The following is a 26,027-nucleotide window of genomic DNA, read 5'->3' as shown; positions in this document are numbered from 1 at the left end:
TATGCGCCGGAAGGTTATTCTCTGGGAATAAAAATGAACAAAGATCTCGCCATAATCTATAAACGTTACTCTTCAAGTGAACTACTTTTTAAATATTTATCAACAAAAACGCTTACTCATAAATTGACACGTAAATTCTCGCTTCTTTTCCTGAAAAAATATCTATCTCGTCCTAAAGGGAAACTGTTTTCATTAATTAATGACATCTATTTTGGTGGTCAAACGTTAGATGAAGTAAAACAGACAGCCGTTAATCTGGCGCAAGCAGGTATCTCAAGTATCCTCGATTATGCAGTCGAGGGTGAAAACGATGAAGCACAGTTTGATTCCGCTGTGGAAAATACCCTGCGTTTAATCGACATGTCACAAAAAATGGAAAGTATTCCATTTGTGGTTATTAAGCCCTCTTCACTAGGGCGCTCGGCAATATATGCCAGACAGAGTAGGGCATCTGTGCTGAACGCCTCGTCAGATGAAGAATGGGCTAGAATTGAGGCTCGATACCACCGTATTTTCGAATATGCCGAGGCTCACAACGTACGGGTAATGGTTGATGCCGAGCAAACCGCCATCCAGCCAGCAGTGGATCGGTTAGTGTTGAATATGATGCGCGTGTTTAATGTCAAAACAGCTACCATTACGCTAACGTTGCAATTTTATCTGAAAGACCAATTGCGCCTTCTTGATGAATATTACCAGGAGGCCTGTTTATATGATTTCGTATTAGGCGTGAAGGTTGTACGTGGTGCCTATCTGGAAGAAGAAAAAAAAGTTAATGGTGGCGTGTGCTGCTTTTCCACCAAGCAAGCAACGGATTGTAGTTATAACGCAGCCATTGACTATATTTCACCACGTCTTGATAGGATCTCGCCCTTCTTCGCTACACATAACGAAGACAGTCTGTCTCGTATTATGAAAAGTGAAGTGCTGCATGCTCACCAGGTCTGGGTGGGGCAACTGTACGGTCTGGGAGACCACATCACTTATTCCTTATCATGCATGGAATTTCGTGTGTGTAAGTACCTACCTTATGGTCCTCTTGATAAGTCGTTACCCTATTTATTGCGGCGAATCGAAGAAAATGCGATTGCCACGGCAACGTTTAAAAAAGAAAATAAACTCCTGCAGAAGGAGTTACTGCGACGTTTGGCCGGAGGAGTATAAATGGCTGATTATCAATGTAAGGTAATTAATTCCAATACTACGTTTTTACTGTCATCAGATGAAACTATTCTGAGTGCAGCCTATGAGGCTGGCGTTAAGCTTCCCTACCGATGTGCCGCTGGTCATTGCGGCGTATGTAAAGTGCGTCTCACGGCCGGTAAAGTCAAAATGGATCACTCCGGCGGTATATCGCGCAACGACATTGCTAGCGGATATATCTTGCCATGCTGCTCTATACCACTCACTCACCTCGAAATTGAACCTGGGTCGTCATGTTGAAAAATCGTATTGCTTCTTTTTTGCTACTTTTCACTTTCCAAAATGTGGGTAGCGCCCACGGAGAAATACTACCGATAGATGAAGTAAAAGTAGACGGGGGGGATTTCTATGTCGGCCTCGTTTTTGGTAAAGAGGATTATGCAGCCCACGCCAACACGCATCTGACACCGTTTTCTATCATGAGAACGGAAGTTACGTATCACCAATATCAGGCATTGCAAGCATGGGCGGAGACGCAAGGTTATCAAATAAGTGGTGGTTGTAACGGCGCTACGTTTGAAGACTGCTGGCCATCAGAAAAAGACGGCGGTCGGCATCCTGTCACTAATGTTTCCTGGTGGGACGCGGTTATTTTCGCCAATGCATTAAGTGCCCAGCACAACTTACAACCCTATTATGTTACCGCCGACGGCCAGGCACTGAAAATTCCGCCAGAAGAGGGTACCGACCGTGGTATACGAGAAAATCCTCAGGCATCGGGCTATCGCTTGCCTACGCTAGCAGAGTGGCAGGTAGCGGCCAGAGGAGGAAATAAAGGATTGAGCGATGGAACCTATGGCAGCCGCTATGCAGGTAAAGACCAACCAGCGAGTGTTGCAAACCTCCCGGTATCAGGAACCCAGACATTCAGCACGCTACCGGTGGCCTCTAAGCAACCAAATTCGCTGGGTCTGTATGATATGAGCGGTAATGTTTCTGAGTGGTTAAATGAGAATTACGCGGTAAAGGGCGGCAAAAAGATGTACTACTTTTGCGGTGGAAGCTATATGGATCGGGTTGGTTCATTAGCGAGTTGCGATGTGCATACTCCCGGTTTTGCCATGTCTGATATTGGTTTTCGTTTGGTGAGGCCGATCGATGATAAATAAATGCTTCTGCTTATTTGCCCTGCTTATTAGCTGCGCAAACGCCTATGCTTTGACACCGGTAACGCTGAAAAATGGCGTCAATCAATTGGATATAAACCAGGATGGGTTAAAGGATTACGTCGTTCTGGCGCAGTTTGATAACAATACGTCGCATCCCAATCTTGGGCTCACCTTTTTTATCCATCGTCCGGATGGTGGATACAGCATCATGCCGGTAACAAATAGTTCCGAATTCACCTGGTTTGATTATCGATTGTCTGCCAGCGCTGATTTTCTTGTTCAGGATAATCGGCTGTTCAAGATAAAAAAACACTATTATCTAGTGACGGCGAGGAAGACAGAGGAAGATTTATTCGATGTCGGCAAAGTTTCACTAACGATTTATCGTTTCAAGGTTTCGCGAGATGATCCCGGCGTGCCACTCTATGAATGGTCGATGAGTAAGACCGTAACAGCCCAACACGCCTATCAGTCGGCCGATGAAGCTTATCAGGAAGTTGATGAGGCAATGTTAACAAGATGAAAATCTACCCCCTGATGCTCTTGATGTCGCTGTTTTCTGATGATGCGTTGGCAAAAAATGACAGTAATACCTACCGGCAATTACTTCAGGATTTTTTTGGTGCAGAGCCGCCACTGTGTTTGGGAGAAAGAGCGTGGCCGGTGAACAGTCATACTCATGATTCGCCCTGGGTCAGCGGTCGCCTGAATGCGCTGGTGGATGCACGGCTGGCACGAAAGACTCAGGAGGGCAAAAAAATAATTTATAATTTGACTCCTCTTGGGGCGAAAAACTGGCGGAAATATGGTGACTTATGTTACGGCCGAATGCATGTCACACGTATTGAAAAAGTCGATCACATTAACCGCGAGTTGACGGTGGTCTATTTCTACTACCGCCTGGAGCCGCTAGAACGTTGGGCTCAAAATCGTTCGCTACGTTTTGCTTTTAGTGAACTGGATAATCTGGTGAACGGAATGGATAAGATACGTTACACCGCTACTATCCGCGAAACCCTGGGTGGCGCGGCCAAACTACAAGATTACCCTACACCGGTTGAGCTGGATTATTGATCGCTAACGAGCAGGTAAGATGTCCGCTTGACACTTATTATTGCATCTCTCTTTGTTCATCCCATTGGCTGCGATGGGCAACCTGTTCGGCCGCTTTATGTCATTGGCACACCCTGTGAACACACCCGTTGGTTTATGTCCACCGATAGTCGTTGTCCCGGCTACTGGACCGAAGATCTGGAGTATCTACCATGACTGATGCCGTAACTGTGCTGCGTGGCAACCGCCATCGTTGGAAAGTGTTGGGTATTGGCGTAATAGCGAATGTCTGCTTTTCGATGATCGTGGGCGGTCTGCCGGCGACTGCGGTGTTTGTGCGCTCCGGCTACCATATTACCAATGCTGAACTGGGATTTGTGTTGGGGATGTTAGGGCTTGGGATTGCGCTCAGTGAGCTGCCGTGGGGACTACTCACCGATCGCTGGGGCGATCGGCCAGTATTGTTGACTGGATTGTTCAGCACTGCGCTGATGTTGCTATTAATGGCGGCGTTTGCTGCGCCATATACTGATTTTATTCCCGCTTATGGCCTGTTGATTGCAGGCGTTTTGGCGATTGGATTACTGGGCAGTAGTGTTAACGGTTCCAGTGGGCGGGCAATCATGGCCTGGTTTCAAGAGGGGGAACGCGGTTTGGCGATGAGTATCCGCCAAACTGCCGTGCCAATGGGTTATGGTCTTGGTGCTCTGCTGCTGCCTTTTTTGGTGGCAAACTACGGGTTTGTGGTGATGTATATCGTGGCGGCGATATTGTGTGTGGTTGCCGGTTATTATGCTTGGTTATGGTTGCATGAACCGGATCCCCAGCATCATGCCAGCATGGCAGCGGTGGTTCAGTTTCAGGTAAGTAAGGGGCCGCTGCATGATATTGCTGTCTGGAAAATCGTGTTGGCCATCGGCTTTTTGTGCGTCCCACAGCTAGCTTTACTGACCTTCGGCTCAGTATTTCTGCATGATTTTGCCCATCTGGACATGATGTTGGTATCGGTTAGTCTGGCCGTGATCCAGGCTGGAGCGATAGTTTCCCGTATCTGGAGTGGTCGTTGGACCGACAAAAACAAGAACCGTAAAAATTATCTGAGAACCTGCACAGCAATGAGTATTGTGGCATTTGCCGCGCTTGGTTTATTGGTCCATTACTGGCCGGGTATGCAGAATAGATCCCTGTCTACCGGGTTGTTGGTGGCTCTGTTTATGTTCTCGGGCGTAGTGGTTTCTGCCTGGCACGGTGTGGCCTATACCGAGCTGGCATCAATGGCTGGCGTTAAACGTGCCGGTACGGCGTTGGCGATGGGAAATACCAGCGCGTTTATCGTTATGTTTATCACCCCGATAGCCATCCCCTGGTTGCTGGTTACTGCCACCTGGAGCTCAGTCTGGTTGGTTTCGGCATTGTGTGCCGTAGGTGCGCTGATCTTCTTCCCGAGAGTCGGAAAGTAACGGTAGCTGGAGTTATGGAGCGATAATACTATGAATCGGATAACCCTATGAATCGGATAACCCGGTTTCCCCTTTCTTCCCGGTCGCTGTCATCTCAAGATTCGAAAACAAATTTTGGTTCACAGAAAACTGGAAAGTTTACCGAACGGGCGATAAAGCATACTTTATGAATCCGGTCGTGAATGGATGTTGCCAGCTCTTCGTTCGAACGACTCCTCAGCGTGACTTTGGGTTTAAGCGTGACGGAAACAAAGCGACCGGCTCCACCTGCTTCTACTTCACCAATACCGACAGGATTATCTTCGTATTGCGTCACTACGATTTTTTCATCTGATGCGTAGTGGAGATACCAGAGCATATGACAAGCCGATAATGACGATATCAGCAAATCCTCCGGGTTCATCTTGGTCGCGTCACCGCCGAGAAGGGGATCGTTCGAGCATTGTATAACCGCCTTGTCCGGCACAGCGATGTCCCAGGTGCGATCATAGCCTCGATAGTGGACTGTTCCTTCCCCCCGATTTTCTGTCCAGACGATGTGAGAAATATAATTGTGATGCATATCAGTCTCCCTGCTGTTGCTATTCAATAGAACCTTGTCGTGGGGCCACCCAGGTAGATGGCGAGGATTGGCAATTTCATTTAACTCTGTATGTTTTCGCTGGACGAAATCGACGACGTAGTCTCTTGGTCGTGGTTCGTAGCCAGAGCCTGTTTCAGCATATAGAGATGGGCCTCCAGAAATTGCGCCGGCGCAATCGGATTTAAACGATCGAAGATCATATGCCAGATGATTGCCATAACCATAGGACCAATAAGTACTTCCGGTGTGGTGCTCAAGGGAGATGGCACTAACTCGCCGCGCGAGATGCCACGCTCGAAACGGCAGCTCGCAATATCGGGTATTGCGGTCAGATTCTGCTCGGCTCCGGCCCGGAATTCGTCGGATGGGGTCAGCCAGTATGGCTCTATCGACCGGAGATGCCGCGCACCATCAGGGATGGCGATATCATTTTGTCTGAGGTTTTTTCATCGTTCGGCATGCTCGAAACCCAACACCAGCCGGCGATCGCCGTAGGTAATATTCATTCTGACTTTTACGATGCCGCCGCATTGGCGAGGGCTTCCTATGAGGCGGGCGTAAAGGCACTCAAGGCTGGTACTGTCTTTTCCGAGGTCGTCGAAGCGATGCGTTCGCCGATGCGCGATCTGGCTTGTTGGCAAGTTCATCCCCTCATTCATTCGCTGACACCATATAACATGATCGGCGCGGGCGAGCGTATCGCCGACCTGCCTGAGATGGCTCGTTATGGCAAAGTGCTGCCATTTTCGTCGATGGGCACCGACCGGGTACTCGAAGCTGGAATGGTGTTCGCCCTTGAGCCCAACTGCGGCATCGGTCGGCGAGTGATCAATCTCGGCGGGACCGTTATCGTCGGCGAGAACGGCGGGATTGAGCTCAACAGCAACTCGACACGATTGATGCATGCTTAGCGTTTATCCGGGGAAAACGGACACCGTTTTTTAAAAAGAAGATATTTTAAAACAATGAATTATCGCATCTATGCACTCTCGTTTCAGGTAGGACGGTTGCTTCTTTATAGCCAAGCCGCCGTCCTTTCTCACGGCGTTCCTTCGCCGACTGAAGGAGAGTGGTTTCGTTAAGCAGACGGTCTAATGCAACCCACAAACGTAAATCGACTGCACGTGATGCTCATGGCCGTGATTACACCATCATGGTGGTCGAGGATGCCTGTGCGGCCAATTCCGAAGAAGAACATCGGGAGGCCATGAAAGTTCTGGCGACGATGCCGGGGTTGTTTCGGTAGAGAATTTGAAAGAGCTATGATGAGGCTGGCGCGATTGTAAAAGTGTTATATGCTGAATTGTAAATAAAAAGTAGGCTTAAGGAGAACAGAATAGAAGAGAATATGGTACGCCCTACTGGATTCGAACCAGTGACCTACGGCTTAGAAGGCCGTTGCTCTATCCAACTGAGCTAAGGGCGCTTTACGCGGATACTGTTGAATATACAATTGTTAAATAGATAACAGTGGGCTGGATTATACCCACCCGTCCCGGTGAGTCAATGTATTGGAGCGTGATTCAGACCATACGGCCAATCCCTGAACAAATACGTCACCGGCGAAGGGGATAATTACTGATAAGGCGTCGCCATCTTTGTGCTACAGATGGCGGTTAAGCAGCGTTACTTCACTTGCTTGAGCACCATCTCAATATAAATTTCTCGTAACCGACGGGTTATTGGTCCAGGTTTTCCGTCACCAATGATTTTGTCGTCCAGGCTGACAACCGGCAGCACAAATGTGGTCGCGGAACTGATGAAGATTTCACTGGCATGGTAAGCCTCTTCTGGCGTGAAACACCGTTCTTCCAGACTGAGGTGATCCTGCTCGACCAGTTTCAACAGTGACTGGCGGGTAATGCCATGCAGAATATCGTTACTGAGCGGGCGGGTGACGATGGTTTTATCGGCCAGAACGATGTAGCAGTTGCAAGAGCTGCCTTCGGTAATGAAACCATTCTCAACCATGAAGGCGTCATCCGCATGCCGGGAGTGGGCATACTCTTTTGCCAGGCAGGCCGCCAGCAGGCTCACCGTTTTTATATCACGGCGATGCCAGCGAATATCAGGACTGGTCACCACATGCAGGCCACTTTCGGCCTTGGGATTGTCGAATATGGCGCGGGCCTGGGTAAACAGCACCAGCGTAGGTTTCACATCGGCAGGCGGGAAGTGAAAATCACGATCACCTGCATTACCCCGACTGAGTTGCAAATAGATACCACCTTCTTGCAACTGATTTTTTTCGATCAAGGTTCGGTGGATATTTCTCAACTCGTCAACCGACATCGGCAAAGGTAGTGACAGCTCATGGCAGGAGCGCTGCAAACGCGCCATGTGGCCGTCGAACTCCGCCAGTTTTCCATGAATTACCGAGGTTACCTCGTAAACGGCATCAGCGAAGAGAAAGCCGCGGTCAAAGATGGATACTGTGGCATTCTGTTCTTCGACAAACTTCCCATCAACATAAACAATACGTTGCATCACAACACTCCTGATCATTATTCAATGCACGACGGTGTGCGTTATCCCCATAAGGCAGCTTGCGGCGGCAACATGGTGCTGCCGTTATATTGCAGACCTGCGTCACGATCGCGTTGTAGTAACAACGGGCCATCGAGATCAACCACACTTGCCCCTTGTGCCACCATAAATGCCGGGGCTATGGAAAGTGACGTGCTGACCATACAGCCAACCATGATCTGCATCCCTTTATTCAGGGCAAGCGCGCGTAAGCGAAGCGCTTCAGTCAGGCCACCGGTTTTATCCAACTTAATGTTTATCATGTCATAACAATCCAGCAGCTTGTCCAATGACTGACTGTCATGGCACGATTCATCGGCACAGATAGGTATCGGATGAGGCAATGTCGCCAGAATGGCATCTTTTCCAGCGGGAAGCGGTTGTTCGATCATGGTGACGCCGAGCTGTGCCAATTCAGGGACCAGTAAGGTATACAGTGTGGCGTCCCAGCCTTCATTCGCGTCGACGATCAGTCGGGCGAGGGGGGCGCCTTTACGTACGGCGGAGACGCGCGCCAGATCGTCTTTATCAGCCAGTTTCAGTTTCAGTAATGGACGATGGGCATGCTGTTGCGCAGCCCGATACATATGCTCCGGTGTATCCAACGACAAAGTATAAGCCGTTTCCAACGTGGTGAGATCAGGATAGTTCAATCGTTGCCAGATCCGTTGTTGGTGCTGTTTACATTCCATATCCCAGAATGCACAGTCGAGTGCGTTGCGGGCTGCACCTGCCGGAAGCCGGGTTTGCAATGTTTCCCTGTCCATATCATTGTGCAAATCGCTGGTGAGTGAGGCGAGTTGTTCCACTACACTTTCTATTGATTCACCGTATCGAGCATAAGGAACGCACTCACCATATCCGGTCAGGTCGCCGGAATGCAGGGCTACCGTCACGACATCAGCCTGCTTTTTACTGCCACGCGAAATGGTAAAGACATGACGCAGTGGCCAGCTCTCATGAAAGAATTCTATTGATTTCATATTGTTGCCAATTGGTCCACTATGCGCCCAACGCCTTGACGGAAAGGATCCACCGTGGGAAGTCCCAGTTTGTTTTCGATATTGGTCATTAACAGTATGGCTTCCTCGTCGCTAAGTGCCGCCGTATTGACCGAGATACCGACAAATCGGCAATCAGGGTTGGTTAATCGGGCCATGGCAAGGTTCAATGCCATACAGTCAGCCAAATCGGGGATCGGGTAATCGACGCCGCGCATGGTTTTGCGGGTTGGTTCATGACAAAGTACCAGTGCATCAGGCTGAGCCCCATGGATGATACCGGTGGTAACGCCCGCAAAAGAAGGGTGGAACAGAGAACCTTGCCCTTCGATAACATCCCAATGGTCGGCATCGTTTGCCGGTGTGAGGGTTTCTACTGCACCGGCGATGAAATCGGAAACTACCGCGTCAATGCTGATACCCGCACCGCTGATAAGAATACCGGTTTGTCCTGTTGCTCTGAATGTGGCTTTACCACCACGGGCGAGAATCTCTTTTTCGATAGCCAGCGCGGTATACATTTTTCCACAGGAACAGTCGGTACCGACCGGTAGCAATCGCTTCCCTGAACGTTTACGTCCGTTGGCTACAGGATAGGACTCGGTAGGATGGCGGACATCAGACAGTGAACGACCGAGTTTGGTCGCCAGTTCACTTAATGCCGGTACATCGGCCAACTTATTGTGCAATCCGGCCGCTAAATCCATTCCGGCTTCCAATGCTTCACTTAGTACGGTAATCCATTGTTCCGAAATAATGCCGCCCCGGTTAGCCACACCAATGACCAGCGTTTGTGCCCCGGCCGCTCGTGCGGCGTGAATATCGACGTCCGGCAATCCACAATCAGCATGGCAACCTGGCATGCGATATTGCCCGACACAATATTCCGGATGCCATTGTTTAATACCGATAGCCACTTTTGCGGCTAATTGATCGTGGGCATCACCAAGAAATAACAAGTAGGGCTTTTTAATATCCATTCTTTTTCCTCATAAACGTTATAGGGCGAATAAGTGAAACATGGTCAGATGGTGATTTTATTGGGGTATAAAAAGATTGTGTAATTGATAATATATGTAGTTGTTTATGTCAATACATCTTGTTTATCTAATTCATAAAATCATGTTATGGTATTTTTATGGTTTTTAAATCTAATTAGTTAAAATTAAAAAGATTATTATGCTGTATAAATTAATTTTATCTGTTTTTTGCGGTTTTTTATAAAAAAGAGGATTTATAATGAAATATGATTATTGTTATCCAATTGATTTTTAAGTAGTTTTAATATTTTTAGTTTTGTGGTTAAATGCATCATTTTGGTGCGTTGATTTATTATTGGGCCCTAAAATAAAGCATGCCTGATATTGTTTCAAGTTTGTTAATTGATATCAGCCAGACAGTGATTGTCTGAGATTGAGGAAACTCGGGTCTATTCAAGGATACAGATAAGATAAGTAATGATATAAAGGTAATGTAATAACCACATTACACACTCTCAATGCGCCTTGCTCTTTATCCGTACTTTACCTTTTCTACTTGTTGATGCAGCAATAGGGTTATCTCGAAAATAACAGAATGAGGTGTGTTCATTGCCATGAGCATTATGGAATTTACTGAATTAACGTTAATTTAAACAATCTTATGAAATAAAACCATTTGACATATAACCAGATGGAGTCGGTGTTTTTTTTATACATACGATTCATGGTTAATTCAGCCAAACGATGATCTATTACTGAGTTAACTCTTTCTTCCTCGTCGCCACTCGTTAGGCGTATTTTCCCCGTTATTCGATCTGATGCGTCTATTTTTTTCAATGAATTTAATGATGATAGTCAATCATTTCTTATGATCTATTCTTATATAAAATGAAAAATCAAATTTTTCAGATTGAAGAACCCACTATCCAGAGGTTCTTCATCTTATAAAAACTGAACTGCCCACGCTGGGTAATCGCAATCCAGTGTTTAACCTGTTCGCTCAGGAGTAACCATTATAGAAAATGATTAACGCTCTCCTGTCGGAGGCATAAACTTAGCCAGACTTTGTTTTTGCTTACCCATTTCGTCCATGTTAGCCGGGTTTAGCCAAAGTTGCATAGCCTGACGGATCCCTGGCCACTCGTCATCAATGATCGAATACCAGCGGACGTCACGACTATGCCCCTTGGAGACCTGCGTCTGTCTGAGGGGACCTTCATATTTGAATCCCAGACGTTCTGCTGCATTAATCGCACTCTGATGCAGACTGTCACATTTCCACCCGCATCGCCGGTATTGCAACGTTTCCAGCGTATAAGACAGCAAAAGATATATTGCCTCGGTACTACATAAGGTACGTTTCATCAAAGGTGACCAGTTTATCCACCCTAATATCGCACACAATCTGAATGACCATACAGACTTTGGATAATATCCACGTTGTTCATGGTGTTGAATATGATGCAGGGCAAGAGACGGCTCAATATTCTGCAACGCACAGCATTACCCTGATAATTTGACTCAACCAATCGCTTATATGGGGCAACTATCCTATTAACCATTTTGTAAAAATGGATATACAACACATTATTCTTTGCATCTTTGCCAAAGGTTATTTTGCAGAATAAAGTTTCGCCAAAGCTGAGATTTAGATAAAAATTTGTTGGTAGTGATATCGACAGACTGCGTAATCTGAGATAGTTTGAGTGACAGCCCTGAATGGGCTACAGCGTCGCTCGGACGGTCCGGGCGCTCACGTTACTTCGAGGATCTTATGGCTGATTTCAATTCTCCGCGTCGTTTTACTCGTATCGATCGTCTTCCCCCTTACGTATTTAATATCACTGCCGAATTAAAAATGGCTGCGCGTCGCCGTGGCGAGGATATTATTGATTTCAGTATGGGTAATCCGGACGGCCCGACGCCACCCCATATTGTAGAAAAACTTTGTACCGTAGCGCAGCGTGAGGATACCCACGGTTATTCCACATCCCGCGGCATTCCGCGGTTGCGCCGTGCCATCTCTCGCTGGTATGCCGATCGTTATCAGGTTGACATTGATTCGGAAAGTGAAGCGATCGTGACCATCGGCTCGAAAGAAGGGCTGGCGCACTTGATGTTGGCCACACTCGATCATGGCGACACGGTATTGGTGCCCAATCCCAGCTACCCCATTCATATCTATGGTGCGGTTATCGCCGGTGCTCAGGTCCGCTCTGTACCATTGGTGGAAGGTGTGGACTTCTTTAATGAACTGGAGCGGGCAATCCGCGAAAGCATCCCCAAACCCAAGATGATGATTTTGGGGTTTCCATCAAACCCGACCGCGCAATGTGTTGAGCTGGATTTCTTTGAGCGGGTGGTGGCGCTGGCCAGGCAATATGATGTATTGGTAGTCCATGATCTGGCCTATGCAGATATCGTCTATGATGGCTGGACGGCCCCGTCCATTATGCAGGTGCCGGGTGCGAAAGAGATTGCGGTTGAATTTTTCACGCTATCCAAAAGTTACAACATGGCTGGCTGGCGAATCGGCTTTATGGTGGGGAATGCCGAACTGGTCAACGCGTTGGCTCGTATTAAGAGCTATCACGATTATGGTACTTTTACACCATTGCAGGTAGCTGCTATTGCAGCATTGGAAGGGGACCAACAGTGTGTGCGTGATATTGCCGAACAATATCGGCAACGTCGTAACGTGTTGGTGCGTGGTCTGCATGAAGCTGGATGGATGGTCGATGAACCCAAGGCTGCCATGTATGTGTGGGCAAAAATACCGGATGCCTATGCTCACCTGGGATCGTTGGAGTTTGCCAAGCGTCTGCTTTCTGAAGCGAAAGTCTGTGTGTCTCCGGGGATCGGTTTTGGCGATTATGGCGATACGCATGTACGCTTTGCATTAATAGAGAATCAGGATCGTATTCGCCAGGCAGTCAGGGGCATCAAGGCTATGTTCCGGGCGGACGGTTTGTTGCCAGCGCTTCGTTCAGGTGCTGCCAAGGTTGATTAAGTGGTGCGACAGCCTTTTTTGCCGGCAGAGAAATTTTTCTGATAGTTTGATCACGATGTGCTTTACCGTTACTTGTAGCGGTAAAGTGATAATGTTTTTCTATCAGCCCTAATAGATGGAACTTAACCAATAAGACGAGTCATGTCATGCGCTTATCGCCATTGAAAATCTTGTTTATCAGTATATTTTGTCTCAGTGTCGTAGGGTGCCAACATTCTGCGCCGGTGAAACCGGCTTCTGGTCATCAGGCAGTGAACATACCGGTTAATGAGCAGATTAATCAACTTGCCTCGTTAATTGCAGCTGGCAATTATCTGAAGCTGCAATGTAATCGCAGTGATTTGCCAGATAATAATACTATGCAGAAAACGGCGTTACAGTTGGCGAAACAGAAAGGGTGGGACACCAGTCACTACCAGGCATTATCGCAACTCAGCGCGAATCTGTATCAAGGGTTATTAAAAGATGGCACATTGAAAGCAACGCAGTGCTCCGCTTTTAATCGTTCGCTAGAACCATTTATTGAGGCTATGCGCAGTAACAAGTGACATTGTCATTCGGCGGGAGGTGCTGCCGGCTTTCCTCCCGGCCAATCCTCTAGTGCATCAAGGATAAAGGGTTCACCGTTGAAGCTGAATACGGTGACCTCCTGCTCAATTCGCTCAATAATTAATCCCTTTATCGGGCTGTCTCCCTCATGATAAAGCTGCCGATTAAGAGTAATGCTGCGCTGTTTCTGTCCAGAGGTATAGACATGCGCGCTATAGATTAACGGCGGTAATTCCCCCGGTTCCACTGTATTCAGCGCACTATTATTGATGGTGTGCTTTACCGGGAGTCTGTTTTTTTTACTCTGTGTTTGAGCGGCGGTCAGGTTTCCCACCAGACGGCTGGTTGTGTTTTGAGCCTGAACAGTGTGTGGCAGAATGGACGTGGCAATAGCGGTGGTGGGAACTATCAGCGTAGGATTTTCCATTTCCGTCCAACGTTGATGACTTAGCCATCCGAGAGAAATCAGCAGCGTGGCGTAAATTGCCAGCAGGTAGCCGGGAATACGATAACCCGCAGTAGCGTCCGTGGCTGATGACTTGACTTCCGGTGTGTTATCCACATCTACCTCAAACGTTATCTCAATGTGATGCTCATCCCAAGCAAACGGCAAGAACAGCAGGAGCAAGCAGCATTTCATGCCTTATTTTTAATAAAATGGGAAGTGTTAAAAAGTCTCTTACGCCATTTATGTGACCTGAACTTCATTTCGACAAAAAACTGTTATCTTAGTAATTAATACCGGTAAAAATTTGAGCTTTGTCGCAAAAAAAACATATCAATATGTTTTAATGAAACAATGTTTTGATATTGTTTTGTTGTTGTTTCTTTTTAAGTTATAGTGCTAAATAAGATCACTGTGTAAGACAAAAAATGTTGGGAGTTAAATAGTCTAATCAGGATAACAATAATATTATTGTTATCATATGATAATGGTGATAACGGAAAGTCGGTGTCAATAGGTATAAGTGGATTCTATGGGTATTATGCTTTATTTGGTTTGATGTTATTAAACCGTTATAACCATGGTATGGCACTGTATGCCAGATAGATTTCAAGTGCATGGAGAGAGCAGTGAATAATTCCCGATGCACTGACATGATTTATTGATTTTAATAAATGAAAAACGTGTCCAGAGCCAGTTTCAATACTGACTACAGTGGCTCTTGGAAGGTCGGACAACAACGCCAACACCAGCACATCATATGACGGGTATAAAATAATGAACGATAAGTATAATGATATTGCTGTTTTTTAGCACATCATATTTGAATTATGTGTTTGCTAATAATTAATATTTTCATGTTGTGATTAATGAAAGCAGATTATAGACACGGTGAATGTTTGTAATGAACGTATCATATTTTTATTGTCAGGATATTACCCGTTTTTAGAGCGCGGTCGCATTACTAATATCGAAGAAGAACTCAGTTGATTTATCTTGGTGATTATTTCTGATTTTTTGTTAAATATGAATCTATATCCAGAAAAGAGCGTTACATAAAAATAAAGAGGTTTTTTGCTCTAGTGAAGGGAATCTGCAATTACTGCTTAAACACCATTTCTATACCCAAAATAATTCGAGTTACAGGAAGGCGGCAAGTGAGCGAATCCCGATGAGCTTACTCAGGTAGGTGATTCGGGTGAGCGAACGCAGCCAACACACCTGCAACTTGAAGTATGACGGGTATATACATGAAATAGTGGGTGGTTGAGCTATTGGTGATGGATATACAGTGATGACATATGTCCATGGTTTCCCCTTAAACCGGGATGTGTTTCATTGGGGAGCGTATTAAATATATATCAATACCGGGATTATTATCCAAGTATGCAATATTCGGCCGTAAGGCAGCAGAAGTGGTAGGCCGCATGATGATGTTTTCACCGGTGAATGCTTGCCACGTAGTAATCCCTTTGCTTCAGATCATCTCAGCGGGTGGGGGAATAATAGGGCCGCGAACAAATAGGGACAATGTTTGCAGATGAAAATTTCACGACTGCCACCTGTATCTCCGCTTGTTATCAGGCGTACTTTGCTCGGTGTGTTGCTGTTACTGATTTGTCAGCAATTGGCGATGTTAGTCAGGCAGATAGTATTACCACAAAATATGCCACTGCCTGCTGCGCATGCCATGCCTGTGCAGGCTAAACAGCAATCTGTGACGCTGGGTGCTTTCACATTATTTGGTGTCTCTTCTGAAAAAATTAAAACGGCTGGCGGGCTGGATTCCGTCCAATTGAACAATCTACCGCTTTCTTCGCTGAAATTAAGTCTGACTGGTGTTGTCGCCAGTCGAGAGAGCGGCCGATCAATCGCTATTATTAGTAAGGATAATCATCAGGTTAGCCGTGGCGTCGGTGAGCGGGTACCAGGCTATGATGCCAAAATTATCTCCATTCAGTCGGATAAAATCCTATTGCAGTATCAGGGACGCTATGAGGTGTTGGGCTTATATGATCAAGAGCGGGACGGGCAAACCGATATCGTGCAGTTAAAGGAGCAACTACAACAACGTCCTGCAGCAGCGATTAGTGATTATCTCGCTTTTTCTCCTGTGATGACAGAGAGCAACGAACTCTCCGGCTATTTACTTAATCCCGGAAAAGACAGTGATGCATTCTATCGGGTTGGTTTTCAAGACAACGATCTGGCTGTGGCGATGAACGGCCTGGATTTGCGGGATGAAAAGCAAGCCAAGAAAGCGATGGAACGCATGTTGGATGTGCATGAGTTTACCGTGACAGTAGAGCGGGAAGGGCAGCGGAAGGATATTTATTTAGAGCTTGGGGGAGACGAGTAAAGTGTTTGCTAAAGGAATAATAAAACGCTGGGGCTGGTTAGGCATAATCGCCCTTTTGCTCGGATCATCCTGTGGATGGGGCGCCGAGTTTTCAGCCAGTTTTAAAGGCACCGACATTCAGGAATTTATTAATACCGTCAGTAAAAACCTGAATAAAACAGTCATTATCGATCCGACAGTACGTGGCACCGTAACGGTACGCAGCTATGACATGATGAATGAAGGGCAGTATTACCAGTTCTTTCTCAGTGTGCTGGATGTATATGGTTTCTCGGTCGTATCAATGGATAACGGTGTGTTGAAAGTGGTTCGCTCAAAAGATGCCAAGACGTCTTCAATACCGGTAGCCAGTGACGAGCAGCCGGGGGTAGGCGATGAATTGGTTACCCGAGTTGTCCCTGTCAATAATGTTGCAGCCCGTGATCTGGCGCCGTTATTGCGTCAACTGAATGATAATGCTGGTGCAGGCAGTGTCGTACATTATGAGCCTTCCAACGTCCTGTTGATGACCGGGCGTGCCGCCGTCGTGAAACGGCTGATGGAAATTATCGATGAGGTAGATAAAACCGGTGACCGCAATGTCGTGACTGTTCCGCTGGTTTACGCTTCTGCGGAAGATGTGGTCAAACTGGTAGCTAATCTTAACAAGAGCGATGAGAAAAATAGCTTGCCGAGCACAATGCTGGCAAATGTGGCGGCGGACGAACGCACCAATTCGGTGGTGGTGAGTGGTGAAGAGCACTCCCTGAAGTGGACAGTAGACATGGTCCATCAACTGGATCGCAAATCGGTGGCACAAGGTGGGACTCGGGTCATTTATTTGAAATTCGCCAAGGCATTGGATCTGGTGAATGTACTTACGGGAAGTAACAGCGGCAGTGGTAATAGCCGAAACACTTCCAGCAGTAGCGGCAATAAAAGCAAGTCAGGAAGTTCAGACTCAAGTAGCAGTAGTAGTACAAGTAGTTCGTCTTCGGGTAGCAGCAGTTCTTCTGATAGTACCAGCACGGGGTTTGGTTCCGCTTTTGGCAGCAACTCAAGTTCCGGTGGGAAGACCATCGTCATTCAAGGCAAGGAAGTGACCATCCGGGCGCACGATCAGACCAATTCACTGATCATTACCGCGCCACCTGATATCCAGCGCGATCTGGAAAAGGTTATCGATAAACTGGATATTCGCCGTCCTCAGGTATTGGTAGAGGCCATTATTGCGGAAGTCCAGGATGCGGATGGCCTCAATCTGGGGATTCAGTGGGGTAACAAGCGTGCGGGTATGACGCAGTTTACCAACACCGGCATGCCCATTTCGACTGCGATGATAGGTACCGATCAATACCGTGCAGACGGTACGTTAACCTCGGCTTATTCCAGCGCACTTGGCAGTTTAAATGGCATCGCAGCCGGTTTCTATCAGGGCAACTGGTCAATGTTGCTGACTGCGTTGTCTAGTAACAGCAAGAATGATGTCCTGGCAACGCCCAGCATTGTTACGTTGGATAATATGGAAGCGACGTTTAATGTCGGCCAGGAAGTCCCGGTGCTGACTGGTTCGCAAACTACTTCCGGCGATAACATTTTCAATACCGTTGAGCGCAAAACGGTGGGTATCAAGCTGAGGGTTAAACCACAAATTAATGAAGGTAATTCGGTGTTACTGCAAATTGAGCAGGAAGTGTCCAGCGTCGCGGATTCCTCTTCCAGCAGTAGCAGTGATCTGGGCGTGACCTTCAATACTCGCACGGTAAATAATGCCGTGTTGGTCGGCAGTGGGGAGACGGTCGTTGTTGGCGGCTTGTTGGATAAAAGCACGATAGAATCGGATAGTAAAGTTCCTATCTTGGGCGATATTCCGATTCTGGGGAATCTGTTCCGTTCCAAGAGCCGTACGGTATCAAAACGTAATCTTATGTTGTTCCTGCGGCCAACTATCATTCGTAGTGGTGAACAGTTCCAGAATGCGACCGTAAATAAGTACCGATCCTTCGATTATGAACAGGATCAGCAGCGTGGTGCAGGACAGGGCGAGCGGGTATTGAATAACGATACGCTGCATTTACCTTCTGGCGGCAATACCTACATCTTCAGTCAAGTACAGTCTGCCATTGCTACGTTTTATCCTCGGGAGGGCCGATGAGCGAATCGCTTATCGACGCTGCCGAGTCACGTCCTCTGCTGCCATTCGCCTATGCGCGAGCCCAACAGATTCTGCTGTTACAGGGTGAGAGAACCTCGGCTGCACAGGTTCTCTGTGTACCGCAAACATCGGCGATGGCGCTCCTGGAAGCGCGGCGCGTGGCAGGAATACCACTAAATATCAGTCGGGTGAGTGCCGAAGCGTTTACACGAGAGCTGGTGATGCGCTATCAGCGCGATTCAGAAGAAGCGCGGCAACTGATGGAAGACATCGGTAACGATATTGATTTCTATACGCTAGCGGAAGAGCTGCCTAATAGTGATGATCTATTGGACGCTGAAGACGATGCGCCAATTATCCGCCTGATTAACGCCATGCTGACGGAAGCCATCAAAAACAAGGCATCCGATATTCATATTGAAACCTACGAACGTAATCTGCTGATTCGTTTTCGTGTCGATGGTGTATTGCGGGAAATTTTGCGGCCGCAGCGCCAGCTGGCATCGTTGCTGGTTTCGCGTATCAAGGTCATGGCCAAACTGGATATCGCCGAGAAACGTGTCCCGCAGGATGGTCGTATGGCATTACGCATTGGTGGCCGTGCCATTGATGTGCGGGTTTCAACATTGCCATCAAACCATGGTGAGCGGGTGGTGTTGCGTCTGTTGGACAAAAACAGTGTGCAGCTGGACTTGGATGCACTTGGTATGACAGAGAACAACCAGAAGCAGTTGGACACGCTGATTCACCGGCCACATGGCATCATCCTGGTGACCGGGCCGACCGGCTCGGGGAAAAGTACCACGCTTTACGCTGCGCTCAGCCGCCTTAATGCCACCGAGCGCAACATCATGACAGTGGAAGACCCGATTGAATATGAATTGGACGGTATCGGCCAGACGCAGGTGAATACCAAAGTGGATATGACCTTTGCCCGTGGGTTGAGGGCCATTCTGCGCCAGGACCCGGATGTCGTGTTGGTTGGAGAAATTCGTGATAGCGAAACAGCACAAATTGCGGTGCAGGCATCCCTGACCGGTCATCTGGTGTTATCCACACTGCATACCAACAGTGCGTTGGGTGCGCTGTCACGCCTGAAGGATATGGGCACCGAACCTTTTCTGCTGTCTACCTCTCTGCTGGCTGTGTTGGCGCAGCGGTTGGTGCGTACCCTGTGTCCGGAGTGTCGTCAGCCCTATGCTATTGATGAAGAGCAAGCCCATCAGTCCGGTCTGCCTGTCGGTACAACATTGCATCATTCGGTGGGTTGTGAGCAGTGTAATTTCACTGGCTATCGCGGCCGTACCAGCATCCATGAGCTGTTGTTGATTGATGACCGGGTCCGGACGGCGATCCATCGTGGTGACGGCGAATTGGATATTGCCCGTATGCTCGGTAATAACCGCACCACTATTCGTCAGGATGGAATGGAAAAAGTGCTGGCCGGTATCACTACCTGGGAGGAAGTGGTGCGGGTGACCAAAGAGGAATGACATGGCGCTATTTCAGTATCAGGCGTTGAACGCGCAGGGGAAAAAATGCCGTGGCTTACAGGAGGCCGACTCCGCTCGTCAGGCACGTCAGCTTTTACGTGAAAAAGGACTGACGCCGTTGAAAATGGATGAACAACGCGGTGAAACGACGGCGCAAAAAGGGTTTGGGTTGTCTTTACGACGCGCTCACCGTATCAGCTCGGGTGACCTGGCCTTGCTGACCCGACAACTGGCTACGCTGGTCGCTGCGGCGTTACCGCTGGAAGAGGCGTTAGATGCAGTTTCGAAGCAGAGTGAAAAACCGAAGCTGAGCCAGTTGATGTCATCGATCCGGATGAAGGTCATGGAAGGACATTCGCTGGCTGAAGCCATGAGCAGTTTCCCCGGCAGTTTTGAGCGATTGTATTGTGCCATGGTGTCAGCCGGGGAGGCCTCCGGTCATCTTGATGCGGTGCTTAATCGTCTGGCTGATTACACCGAACAGCGCCAGCAGATGCGTGGGCGTATTCAGCAGGCGATGATTTACCCTTGCGTGCTGACGGTGGTAGCCATTGCGGTGGTGAGTATTTTGCTAACGGCGGTCGTGCCTAAGGTAGTGGAACAGTTTATTCACATGAAACAGGCATTGCCATTGTCAACCCGCTTGTTGATGGGGATAAGTGATGGAGTGCGCACCTTCGGGCCCTGGGTGGTGCTGGTTGTGGTACTCGGCATTATGGGGCTACGGGTGTTGTTACGTCAGGAACAGCGGCGTATTGCCTTTCATCACCGCTTACTGTTTTTACCGCTGATTGGACGCATTGTGCGGGGCCTGAATACCGCCCGTTATGCCAGAACCCTGAGCATTCTCAATGCCAGTGCAGTGCCATTATTGCAGGCGATGCGCATCAGCGGTGATGTAATGACCAACGATTACGCCCGCTTTCGGCTGAGCCAGGCGACCGATGCGGTACGCGAGGGCGTCAGTTTGCATCGGGCACTGGAGAAGACGGCGCTGTTTCCCGCCATGATGCGCCACATGATTGCCAGCGGAGAACGCAGTGGTGAGCTGGATAGCATGCTTACCCGTGCCGCCGACAACCAGGACCGTGAGTTCAATGCGGAAATGACATTGGCGCTGGGGCTGTTTGAGCCGTTGCTGGTGGTCAGCATGGCTGGGATCGTGCTGTTTATCGTTCTGGCTATTTTACAGCCGATTCTGCAACTGAATACCCTAATGAGCATGTAGTGAAGATTGATATTGAATGAGGTAATAAAAGATGGAACGACGTCAGCGCGGTTTTACCCTGTTGGAAATCATGGTGGTTATCGTCATTCTCGGCATATTGGCGAGCCTGGTGGTGCCGAATCTGATGGGAAATAAAGAGAAGGCTGACCGGCAAAAAGCGGTTAGTGACATCGTGGCGCTGGAGAGTGCGCTGGATATGTACAAGCTTGATAACAACCGTTATCCCTCAACGGAGCAAGGATTGCTGTCGCTGGTGAAAAAACCGACGGTACAACCAGAACCACGCAACTATCCACAGGATGGATATATTCGCCGTCTGCCGCAGGACCCGTGGGGCGCGGAGTACCAACTGCTTAATCCAGGACGTCACGGCAGGCTGGATATTTTCTCATATGGCCCGGATGGCATACCGGATACGGAAGATGACATCGGCAACTGGAATGTTGGCACGCGTGCGCACAATAGCACCACTAACGAGTAATCAATGGTGCGGCAACGTGGATTTACCCTGCTGGAAATCATGTTGGTAGTCCTGTTGGCTGGGCTGGCTGCCATGATGGTCATGATGTCCACCCCGGTTCCCAAGTCGCAGGACAGTGCCTGGCAAATGTCCCGTTTCCGGGCGCAACTGGAATTCGCGGTGGCAGACAGCCAGATGAATGATCACATCCTCGGTATTTACATCTTCCCTCAGCGTTGGCAGTACGTTTTGTTACAACGTCAGGTGATGGATTTGCCTGATGATCAACAGCGTTTGAGCTATGCGTGGCAACCCTGGACACCTCATCGCATGGCATCGGTTACCGAGTTGCCTTCGGTATTTCAACTGGAACTGGCGGGTGCGGGAAAAGCGGCAGGCAACAGCAAGCGCGTTTCTTCTACTGACAGAGACCCCGATATTATCGTTTTGCCCGGCGGTGAAGTAACGCCGTTTCGGCTGGCATTTAGAACCAAAGATCAGCACGCGACCTGGCTACAGGTGGATGAGAACGGCAATTTGCTCACTTCACAGGATGTGGAAAGATAGCGATGAAGCAACAAGGAATGACACTACTGGAAGTGATGATCGCGCTGGTGGTTTTTGCGCTGGCAGGCCTGACGGTGTTAAAAACCACCGCGCAGCAGGCTGGCACGCTGAGTCGACTGGAGGAGAAAACCTTTGCTTCCTGGATTGCGGACAATCAACAGGTGCAGGTGCAACTGGAGAACAGTTGGCCGGATACTCGCTGGATAGAGAGTGAAGTCCCCTTTGCCGGAACGCTGTGGTACTGGCGTTTGCAAGGTGTGGAGACGGCCGATAGTCATGTCCGCGCGTTAGATGTCGAGGTCCGTCACAATAAAAACTCACCGTCGGCGGATGCCTGGTTACGCAGTTATGTGGTTAGGAAGGGAGAGCCGGCACGGTGAAACTCTATTCAGCGACACGTGGCTTCACCTTACTGGAGATGATGTTGGCGCTGGCGGTATTTGCGGCGCTGAGCCTGAGTACCTCTGAAGTATTGAATGGCGTAATACGCAACGATACGGTCTCAGCGCGCAAAGCCGGTAGGCTGGCCGAGTTGCAGCGTGCATTTTCACAGATGGAGCGGGATTTTTCACAGATGGTCCCCTATCGTCGTGCAGGAAGCAAACATGGCTTTTATGCCGGGCGATATCAGTTTGACAGCAACGACTGGGCTGTCAGTTTTATCCGCAATGGCTGGCTTAATCCACTGGGTGTATTACCGCGCTCAGAGCTGCAACCCGTGAGCTATCGTTTACGTAACAATACTCTGGAACGTCTGTTTTATGATTCGCCCGATCCACTCAATGGGCAGGAACCGGCAATCCGGCCGTTACTGACCCATGTCGATGGTTTCGTCCTGCATTTTTTGGAAAGGGAGCCTGGCAGGATCGCTGGGACGATCCCGATAATCTGCCGGAAGGTATTGCAGTGGTGGTGAATCTGCGGGATTACGGCGAAATAACGCGGCTGTTCCTGCTGACGCATACCTACAAAGAGAAGAAAAAGAGTAAGACTGGTACACCGGATGGCGACACGGAAGCGCGTCAGGATACTACCTATAACCCTGATGCGGGGCAGTCTTCGAGCGGGAATGGTTCATGAACAGTCGGCAGCGTGGTGTCGCGTTGTTGGTCGTGATGCTGATTCTGGCACTGATGGTGACCGTAGCGTACTCGATTACCGAGCGAACCGGCATGGCCTGGCAACGTACGGAAAGCCAGCTTAACCGGATGCAGGCAAAGTGGTATGCCCGAGGCGCGGAAGCCTTGGTAGAAAGCATCTTGTTGCAGGATGCGCTGGCCTCACCGAAACGGACTTCTCTGGGACAATCCTGGTCTCGGGTGGTACACCAGACGTTGCCCGATGGCGGAGAAATCCGTAGTCAGGTGCAGGATGGTTTGACTTGTCTAAATTTGAATGCACTGAATCAACGTGACAACAAGAATGAAAATACGGGAAAAACCAGCGATACGCTGATGTCTACGCCTTATGCCGCGAAGGTATTACGGCAACTCATTATTGGTCTGGGTGAAGATGCCACACGGGCGGACAACGTGGTTGACGCCATCCGTGACTGGATCGACGAGGATAGTCAGCCACGAGCCAATGGCGCTGAAGATGAAAGCTACCCGGCCTATTATCCGGCAAACCAGAATATGGTGGATGTAAGCGAACTGCGCGTGGTGTCCGGGATGGATACCGCGCTTTATCGCCGGCTATTACCGTATGTCTGCGTCCTGCCAGTGAAAACGATGATGATTAATGTGAACACTCTCCGTGTTGAGCAGGCTCCGCTGATGTCTGCATTGTTTATGGGAGAGCTTAATACTGAGGATGCACTAGCGGTATTGTCACAACGTCCGGCAGAAGGATGGGGCAGTGTGAACGAATTTATCCGGTTGCAGCAGTTACCTGATGGCAGTAAGGCTGGCGCGCAAAAAGTGCTGGCGATTAAAAGTGAATGGTTTTTTGCCGATGTGCAGGTTTTGACCGGTGACAATGACGTTTATCAGCGCAGCCTGTTTCATATTGATGGTAAGAAAATTGATGTAATACAACGGCAATACGGGGGATATAGGACGGTGAACCCATGAACAGGACAGAGAACGCCAGTGGGAAACAGCATCTTGTCGTGCGTTTATCCGCAGACGCGACAGACAGTCTTGAATGGCTGATTTGGTCACCCGGTCGCCAGTTGGTTGTCGCTCAAGGGAGCGGTACGGTAGCGGAGTTGAAGGCGAGTTTGGCGGTTTGCCCGGTAGTTTCCGCCCGGGTGCTGGTTCCTTCCACCGACGTGGTTTTTCATATACTGACGTTGCCACGTCAGGCACGGCGGCAATTGTTACAGGCGATTCCCTTCATGTTGGAGGATCAACTGGCGGCAGATGTTGAAAAACTGCATTTTGCCGTTATAGAAATACGCGATGAGCAGGGTACGGTCGCCGTTGTGCAGAAAGATCGGATGAAGCAATGGCTGAAACAGTGTCACGAGATCGGGGTCAGTGTGGAAACGCTGTTGCCGGATGTGTTGGCATTACCCCGGCTGGACAGTGCCTGGAGTGCGTTGAATCATCACGATTTGTGGTTGTTCCGACAGGATAGCGGTATCGGCATGGCGGCAGAAACCTGCTGGTATCAGGCACTGATCAACACATTCCAGCCATTGCCGGCAGTACATTGCTACAGCCCGGTTCCTGCCGAGGCTATCACCTGGCAGCCACAACCAGTCACAGATTTGTTTACGCTGGCCGCGAAAGCCTTATTACCGGTGAGTATGGACCTGCGACAGGGCGAATTTGCGCTGGTGAAATCCTGGCGTCAGGCTGTTCAGCCATGGCGTGGTGTATTGATCGCGCTGTCCGTCTATCTCTTGTTGCTGGCAGGCGATGCTGGTTGGTCACATTATAAACTTTATCAGCAGGCAAATTATTGGCATCAGGAGAGTATCCGTGTTTACCGCAAGCTGTTCCCGGAGGAAACCACGGTTGTCAATCCACGGGCGCAGATGCAACGTCATTTGCAGCAGGCCCAGGTAGGGAATTCGTCCGCTACCCTGACCGAACAGATAAGTCGCTTACAGCAGTTGGTCGCTCATAATGCCGGAATTCAATTACAGTCACTGTCTTATGAACATGCCCGGGGTGAGTTGCGGTTGAATCTACGCGCTAATTCATTTGAACAAATGGAGCAGTTTCGTCAGCAGGCGATGGCTTATTATCAGATTCCACCGGGTGAGATAAAGCAGGAAAAGGACCATGTGGAAGGCCAACTGTTATTAAGGAGTCAGCCATGAATGAACTGCGGCAACACTGGCAGAGTATGAGTCTTCGGGAGAGGAGGTTGATGCTGGTATGTGTGGGGTTGGTGGTTCTGTGCTTGCTGTATTACCTTCTGTGGCAACCCTGGCAACGACAAAGCCAGCAATGGCGGCTGATGATTGAACGTGAACGGCAGACGGTCAGTTGGATGCCGAAGCAGGCGGCGCGGCTGCCGACACCGAGGGGACGGAAACAGGTGAGTGGACGGGAGGTCAGTCTGACAGTATTGATTCCGCAAACCGCCGCACAATATGGCATCACCATTCAACGTTTACAGCCGCAGGGAAATCAGGTGTCGGTGACATTGTCTCGTAGTGATTTTAATTCGTTGATGCACTGGCTGTTGGAACTGGAGCAGAAAAACGGTGTGATTACCCAGGTACTGGAAGTCGCCGCGGTGGAAAACAGTATGGGAAATGTAGACGTGAGTCGACTGTTACTGGAACGATAAAATGGTGGCTAACACATTGATAGTCTGTCACAAAATGCGGGGTGTCGCGCAAATATCATCATTGGATTACGGTGATGATTGGTTTGATACCCAGGATATGCCAGCATCGTTATTACAGCA

29 protein-coding genes and 1 tRNA gene are annotated in these 26,027 nt (G+C 48.9%); 22 read left to right on the top strand and 8 right to left on the bottom strand.

All coding sequences use genetic code 11. The features are described from left to right. Positions 1-33 precede the first annotated feature (33 nt). From PCO85_15475 to PCO85_15450, 6 genes are all read left to right on the top strand, one after another. A complete protein-coding gene (locus PCO85_15475; GenBank protein ID WJV52618.1) occupies positions 34-1,164 on the top strand; it encodes a proline dehydrogenase family protein in 1,131 nt (376 codons plus the stop codon). Next, positions 1,165-1,443 carry a 2Fe-2S iron-sulfur cluster-binding protein gene (locus PCO85_15470; GenBank protein WJV52617.1) on the top strand — a complete coding sequence of 93 codons (279 nt, stop codon included), beginning with the start codon at positions 1,165-1,167 and terminating at the stop codon, positions 1,441-1,443. Beyond that, complete coding sequence (locus PCO85_15465; GenBank protein WJV52616.1) at positions 1,437-2,312, top strand: SUMF1/EgtB/PvdO family nonheme iron enzyme; 876 nt, start codon at positions 1,437-1,439, stop codon at positions 2,310-2,312. Before PCO85_15470 ends, PCO85_15465 begins: the two co-directional genes overlap by 7 nt. After that, positions 2,302-2,835 carry a CpmJ protein gene (locus PCO85_15460; protein WJV52615.1) on the top strand — a complete coding sequence of 178 codons (534 nt, stop codon included), beginning with the start codon at positions 2,302-2,304 and terminating at the stop codon, positions 2,833-2,835. The genes PCO85_15465 and PCO85_15460 overlap by 11 nt, the downstream gene beginning before the upstream one ends. Further along, positions 2,832-3,386, top strand: a complete 555-nt coding sequence (locus tag PCO85_15455) for a carbapenem biosynthesis protein CpmH (GenBank protein ID WJV52614.1) — start codon at positions 2,832-2,834, stop codon at positions 3,384-3,386. The genes PCO85_15460 and PCO85_15455 overlap by 4 nt, the downstream gene beginning before the upstream one ends. Before the next feature lie 191 nt (positions 3,387-3,577). Beyond that, a complete protein-coding gene (locus PCO85_15450; protein ID WJV52613.1) occupies positions 3,578-4,825 on the top strand; it encodes an MFS transporter in 1,248 nt (415 codons plus the stop codon). A 94-nt stretch (positions 4,826-4,919) separates the two neighbouring features. Here PCO85_15450 and PCO85_15445 read toward each other — a convergent pair whose 3' ends face one another. Continuing rightward, entirely contained in the window at positions 4,920-5,387 is a 468-nt protein-coding gene (locus PCO85_15445; GenBank protein WJV52612.1) for an OsmC family protein, read from the bottom strand. 419 nt (positions 5,388-5,806) lie between these two features. On the opposite strand from PCO85_15445, the gene PCO85_15440 reads away from it, so the two are divergent. Together PCO85_15440 and PCO85_15435 are read left to right on the top strand one after the other, a co-directional pair. After that, a complete protein-coding gene (locus PCO85_15440; GenBank protein WJV52611.1) occupies positions 5,807-6,319 on the top strand; it encodes a M24 family metallopeptidase in 513 nt (170 codons plus the stop codon). Between the two features lie 158 nt (positions 6,320-6,477). Then, positions 6,478-6,654, top strand: coding sequence for an isochorismatase family protein (locus PCO85_15435; protein ID WJV52610.1), 177 nt, complete (start codon positions 6,478-6,480; stop codon positions 6,652-6,654). Between the two features lie 103 nt (positions 6,655-6,757). Here PCO85_15435 and PCO85_15430 read toward each other — a convergent pair. From PCO85_15430 to PCO85_15405, 6 genes are all read right to left on the bottom strand, one after another. Beyond that, positions 6,758-6,834, bottom strand: a tRNA-Arg gene (locus PCO85_15430). A 200-nt stretch (positions 6,835-7,034) separates the two neighbouring features. Beyond that, on the bottom strand, positions 7,035-7,895 hold the full coding sequence (locus PCO85_15425; GenBank protein ID WJV52609.1) for a D-amino-acid transaminase: 861 nt from the start codon (positions 7,893-7,895) through the stop codon (positions 7,035-7,037). Between the two features lie 41 nt (positions 7,896-7,936). Further along, entirely contained in the window at positions 7,937-8,917 is a 981-nt protein-coding gene (gene ycjG / locus PCO85_15420; GenBank protein ID WJV52608.1) for an L-Ala-D/L-Glu epimerase, read from the bottom strand. Beyond that, positions 8,914-9,915 carry a DUF1611 domain-containing protein gene (locus PCO85_15415; protein ID WJV52607.1) on the bottom strand — a complete coding sequence of 334 codons (1,002 nt, stop codon included), beginning with the start codon at positions 9,913-9,915 and terminating at the stop codon, positions 8,914-8,916. The genes ycjG and PCO85_15415 overlap by 4 nt, the downstream gene beginning before the upstream one ends. Positions 9,916-10,545: 630 nt before the next feature. Next, positions 10,546-10,752: an Hha/YmoA family nucleoid-associated regulatory protein gene (locus PCO85_15410; GenBank protein WJV52606.1), complete on the bottom strand. Its 207-nt coding sequence runs from the start codon at positions 10,750-10,752 to the stop codon at positions 10,546-10,548. Positions 10,753-10,941: 189 nt separating this feature from the next. Then, positions 10,942-11,280, bottom strand: a complete 339-nt coding sequence (locus PCO85_15405; protein ID WJV52605.1) for a GNAT family protein — start codon at positions 11,278-11,280, stop codon at positions 10,942-10,944. Between the two features lie 409 nt (positions 11,281-11,689). On the opposite strand from PCO85_15405, the gene alaC reads away from it, so the two are divergent. Both alaC and gspS read left to right on the top strand, forming a co-directional pair. Beyond that, entirely contained in the window at positions 11,690-12,925 is a 1,236-nt protein-coding gene (gene alaC / locus PCO85_15400) for an alanine transaminase (protein WJV52604.1), read from the top strand. A gap of 146 nt (positions 12,926-13,071) precedes the next feature. Next, positions 13,072-13,473 carry a type II secretion system pilot lipoprotein GspS gene (gene gspS / locus PCO85_15395; GenBank protein ID WJV52603.1) on the top strand — a complete coding sequence of 134 codons (402 nt, stop codon included), beginning with the start codon at positions 13,072-13,074 and terminating at the stop codon, positions 13,471-13,473. A gap of 5 nt (positions 13,474-13,478) precedes the next feature. Here the strand turns inward: gspS and gspB are convergent, their stop codons facing one another. Next, positions 13,479-14,102 carry a type II secretion system assembly factor GspB gene (gspB, locus tag PCO85_15390; protein WJV52602.1) on the bottom strand — a complete coding sequence of 208 codons (624 nt, stop codon included), beginning with the start codon at positions 14,100-14,102 and terminating at the stop codon, positions 13,479-13,481. Between the two features lie 1,357 nt (positions 14,103-15,459). Here gspB and gspC point away from each other — a divergent pair. Genes gspC through PCO85_15330 form a run of 12 tightly spaced genes read left to right on the top strand, consistent with a single transcriptional unit; the run spans position 15,460 to position 25,907 of the window. After that, a complete protein-coding gene (gene gspC / locus PCO85_15385) occupies positions 15,460-16,278 on the top strand; it encodes a type II secretion system protein GspC (protein ID WJV52601.1) in 819 nt (272 codons plus the stop codon). 43 nt (positions 16,279-16,321) lie between these two features. Further along, positions 16,322-18,412: a type II secretion system secretin GspD gene (gene gspD / locus PCO85_15380; GenBank protein WJV56103.1), complete on the top strand. Its 2,091-nt coding sequence runs from the start codon at positions 16,322-16,324 to the stop codon at positions 18,410-18,412. Beyond that, positions 18,409-19,905, top strand: coding sequence for a type II secretion system ATPase GspE (gspE, locus tag PCO85_15375; protein WJV52600.1), 1,497 nt, complete (start codon positions 18,409-18,411; stop codon positions 19,903-19,905). The genes gspD and gspE overlap by 4 nt, the downstream gene beginning before the upstream one ends. A gap of 1 nt (position 19,906) precedes the next feature. Then, on the top strand, positions 19,907-21,133 hold the full coding sequence (gene gspF, locus PCO85_15370) for a type II secretion system inner membrane protein GspF (GenBank protein WJV52599.1): 1,227 nt from the start codon (positions 19,907-19,909) through the stop codon (positions 21,131-21,133). 31 nt (positions 21,134-21,164) lie between these two features. Further along, a complete protein-coding gene (gene gspG / locus PCO85_15365) occupies positions 21,165-21,614 on the top strand; it encodes a type II secretion system major pseudopilin GspG (GenBank protein ID WJV52598.1) in 450 nt (149 codons plus the stop codon). Positions 21,615-21,617: 3 nt separating this feature from the next. After that, positions 21,618-22,160: a type II secretion system minor pseudopilin GspH gene (gspH, locus tag PCO85_15360; GenBank protein WJV52597.1), complete on the top strand. Its 543-nt coding sequence runs from the start codon at positions 21,618-21,620 to the stop codon at positions 22,158-22,160. A 2-nt stretch (positions 22,161-22,162) separates the two neighbouring features. Next, positions 22,163-22,540 (top strand): type II secretion system minor pseudopilin GspI, encoded by a 378-nt coding sequence (gene gspI, locus PCO85_15355; GenBank protein WJV52596.1) that lies wholly within the window; start codon positions 22,163-22,165, stop codon positions 22,538-22,540. Beyond that, positions 22,537-23,076 (top strand): type II secretion system minor pseudopilin GspJ, encoded by a 540-nt coding sequence (gspJ, locus tag PCO85_15350; protein ID WJV52595.1) that lies wholly within the window; start codon positions 22,537-22,539, stop codon positions 23,074-23,076. Before gspI ends, gspJ begins: the two co-directional genes overlap by 4 nt. Further along, positions 23,049-23,240, top strand: coding sequence for a hypothetical protein (locus PCO85_15345; GenBank protein WJV56102.1), 192 nt, complete (start codon positions 23,049-23,051; stop codon positions 23,238-23,240). The genes gspJ and PCO85_15345 overlap by 28 nt, the downstream gene beginning before the upstream one ends. Continuing rightward, positions 23,237-24,232 carry a type II secretion system minor pseudopilin GspK gene (gene gspK, locus PCO85_15340; GenBank protein WJV52594.1) on the top strand — a complete coding sequence of 332 codons (996 nt, stop codon included), beginning with the start codon at positions 23,237-23,239 and terminating at the stop codon, positions 24,230-24,232. Before PCO85_15345 ends, gspK begins: the two co-directional genes overlap by 4 nt. Continuing rightward, on the top strand, positions 24,229-25,431 hold the full coding sequence (gspL, locus tag PCO85_15335; protein WJV52593.1) for a type II secretion system protein GspL: 1,203 nt from the start codon (positions 24,229-24,231) through the stop codon (positions 25,429-25,431). Before gspK ends, gspL begins: the two co-directional genes overlap by 4 nt. Further along, complete coding sequence (locus tag PCO85_15330; GenBank protein ID WJV52592.1) at positions 25,428-25,907, top strand: type II secretion system protein M; 480 nt, start codon at positions 25,428-25,430, stop codon at positions 25,905-25,907. Before gspL ends, PCO85_15330 begins: the two co-directional genes overlap by 4 nt. Positions 25,908-26,027: the final 120 nt, after the last annotated feature.

This window comes from Prodigiosinella aquatilis, from assembly GCA_030388725.1.
Taxonomy (GTDB): Bacteria; Pseudomonadota; Gammaproteobacteria; order Enterobacterales; family Enterobacteriaceae; genus Prodigiosinella; species Prodigiosinella aquatilis.
The sequence above is the reverse complement of the archived record's forward strand: the minus strand, read 5'-3'. Positions and strand labels throughout refer to the sequence as shown.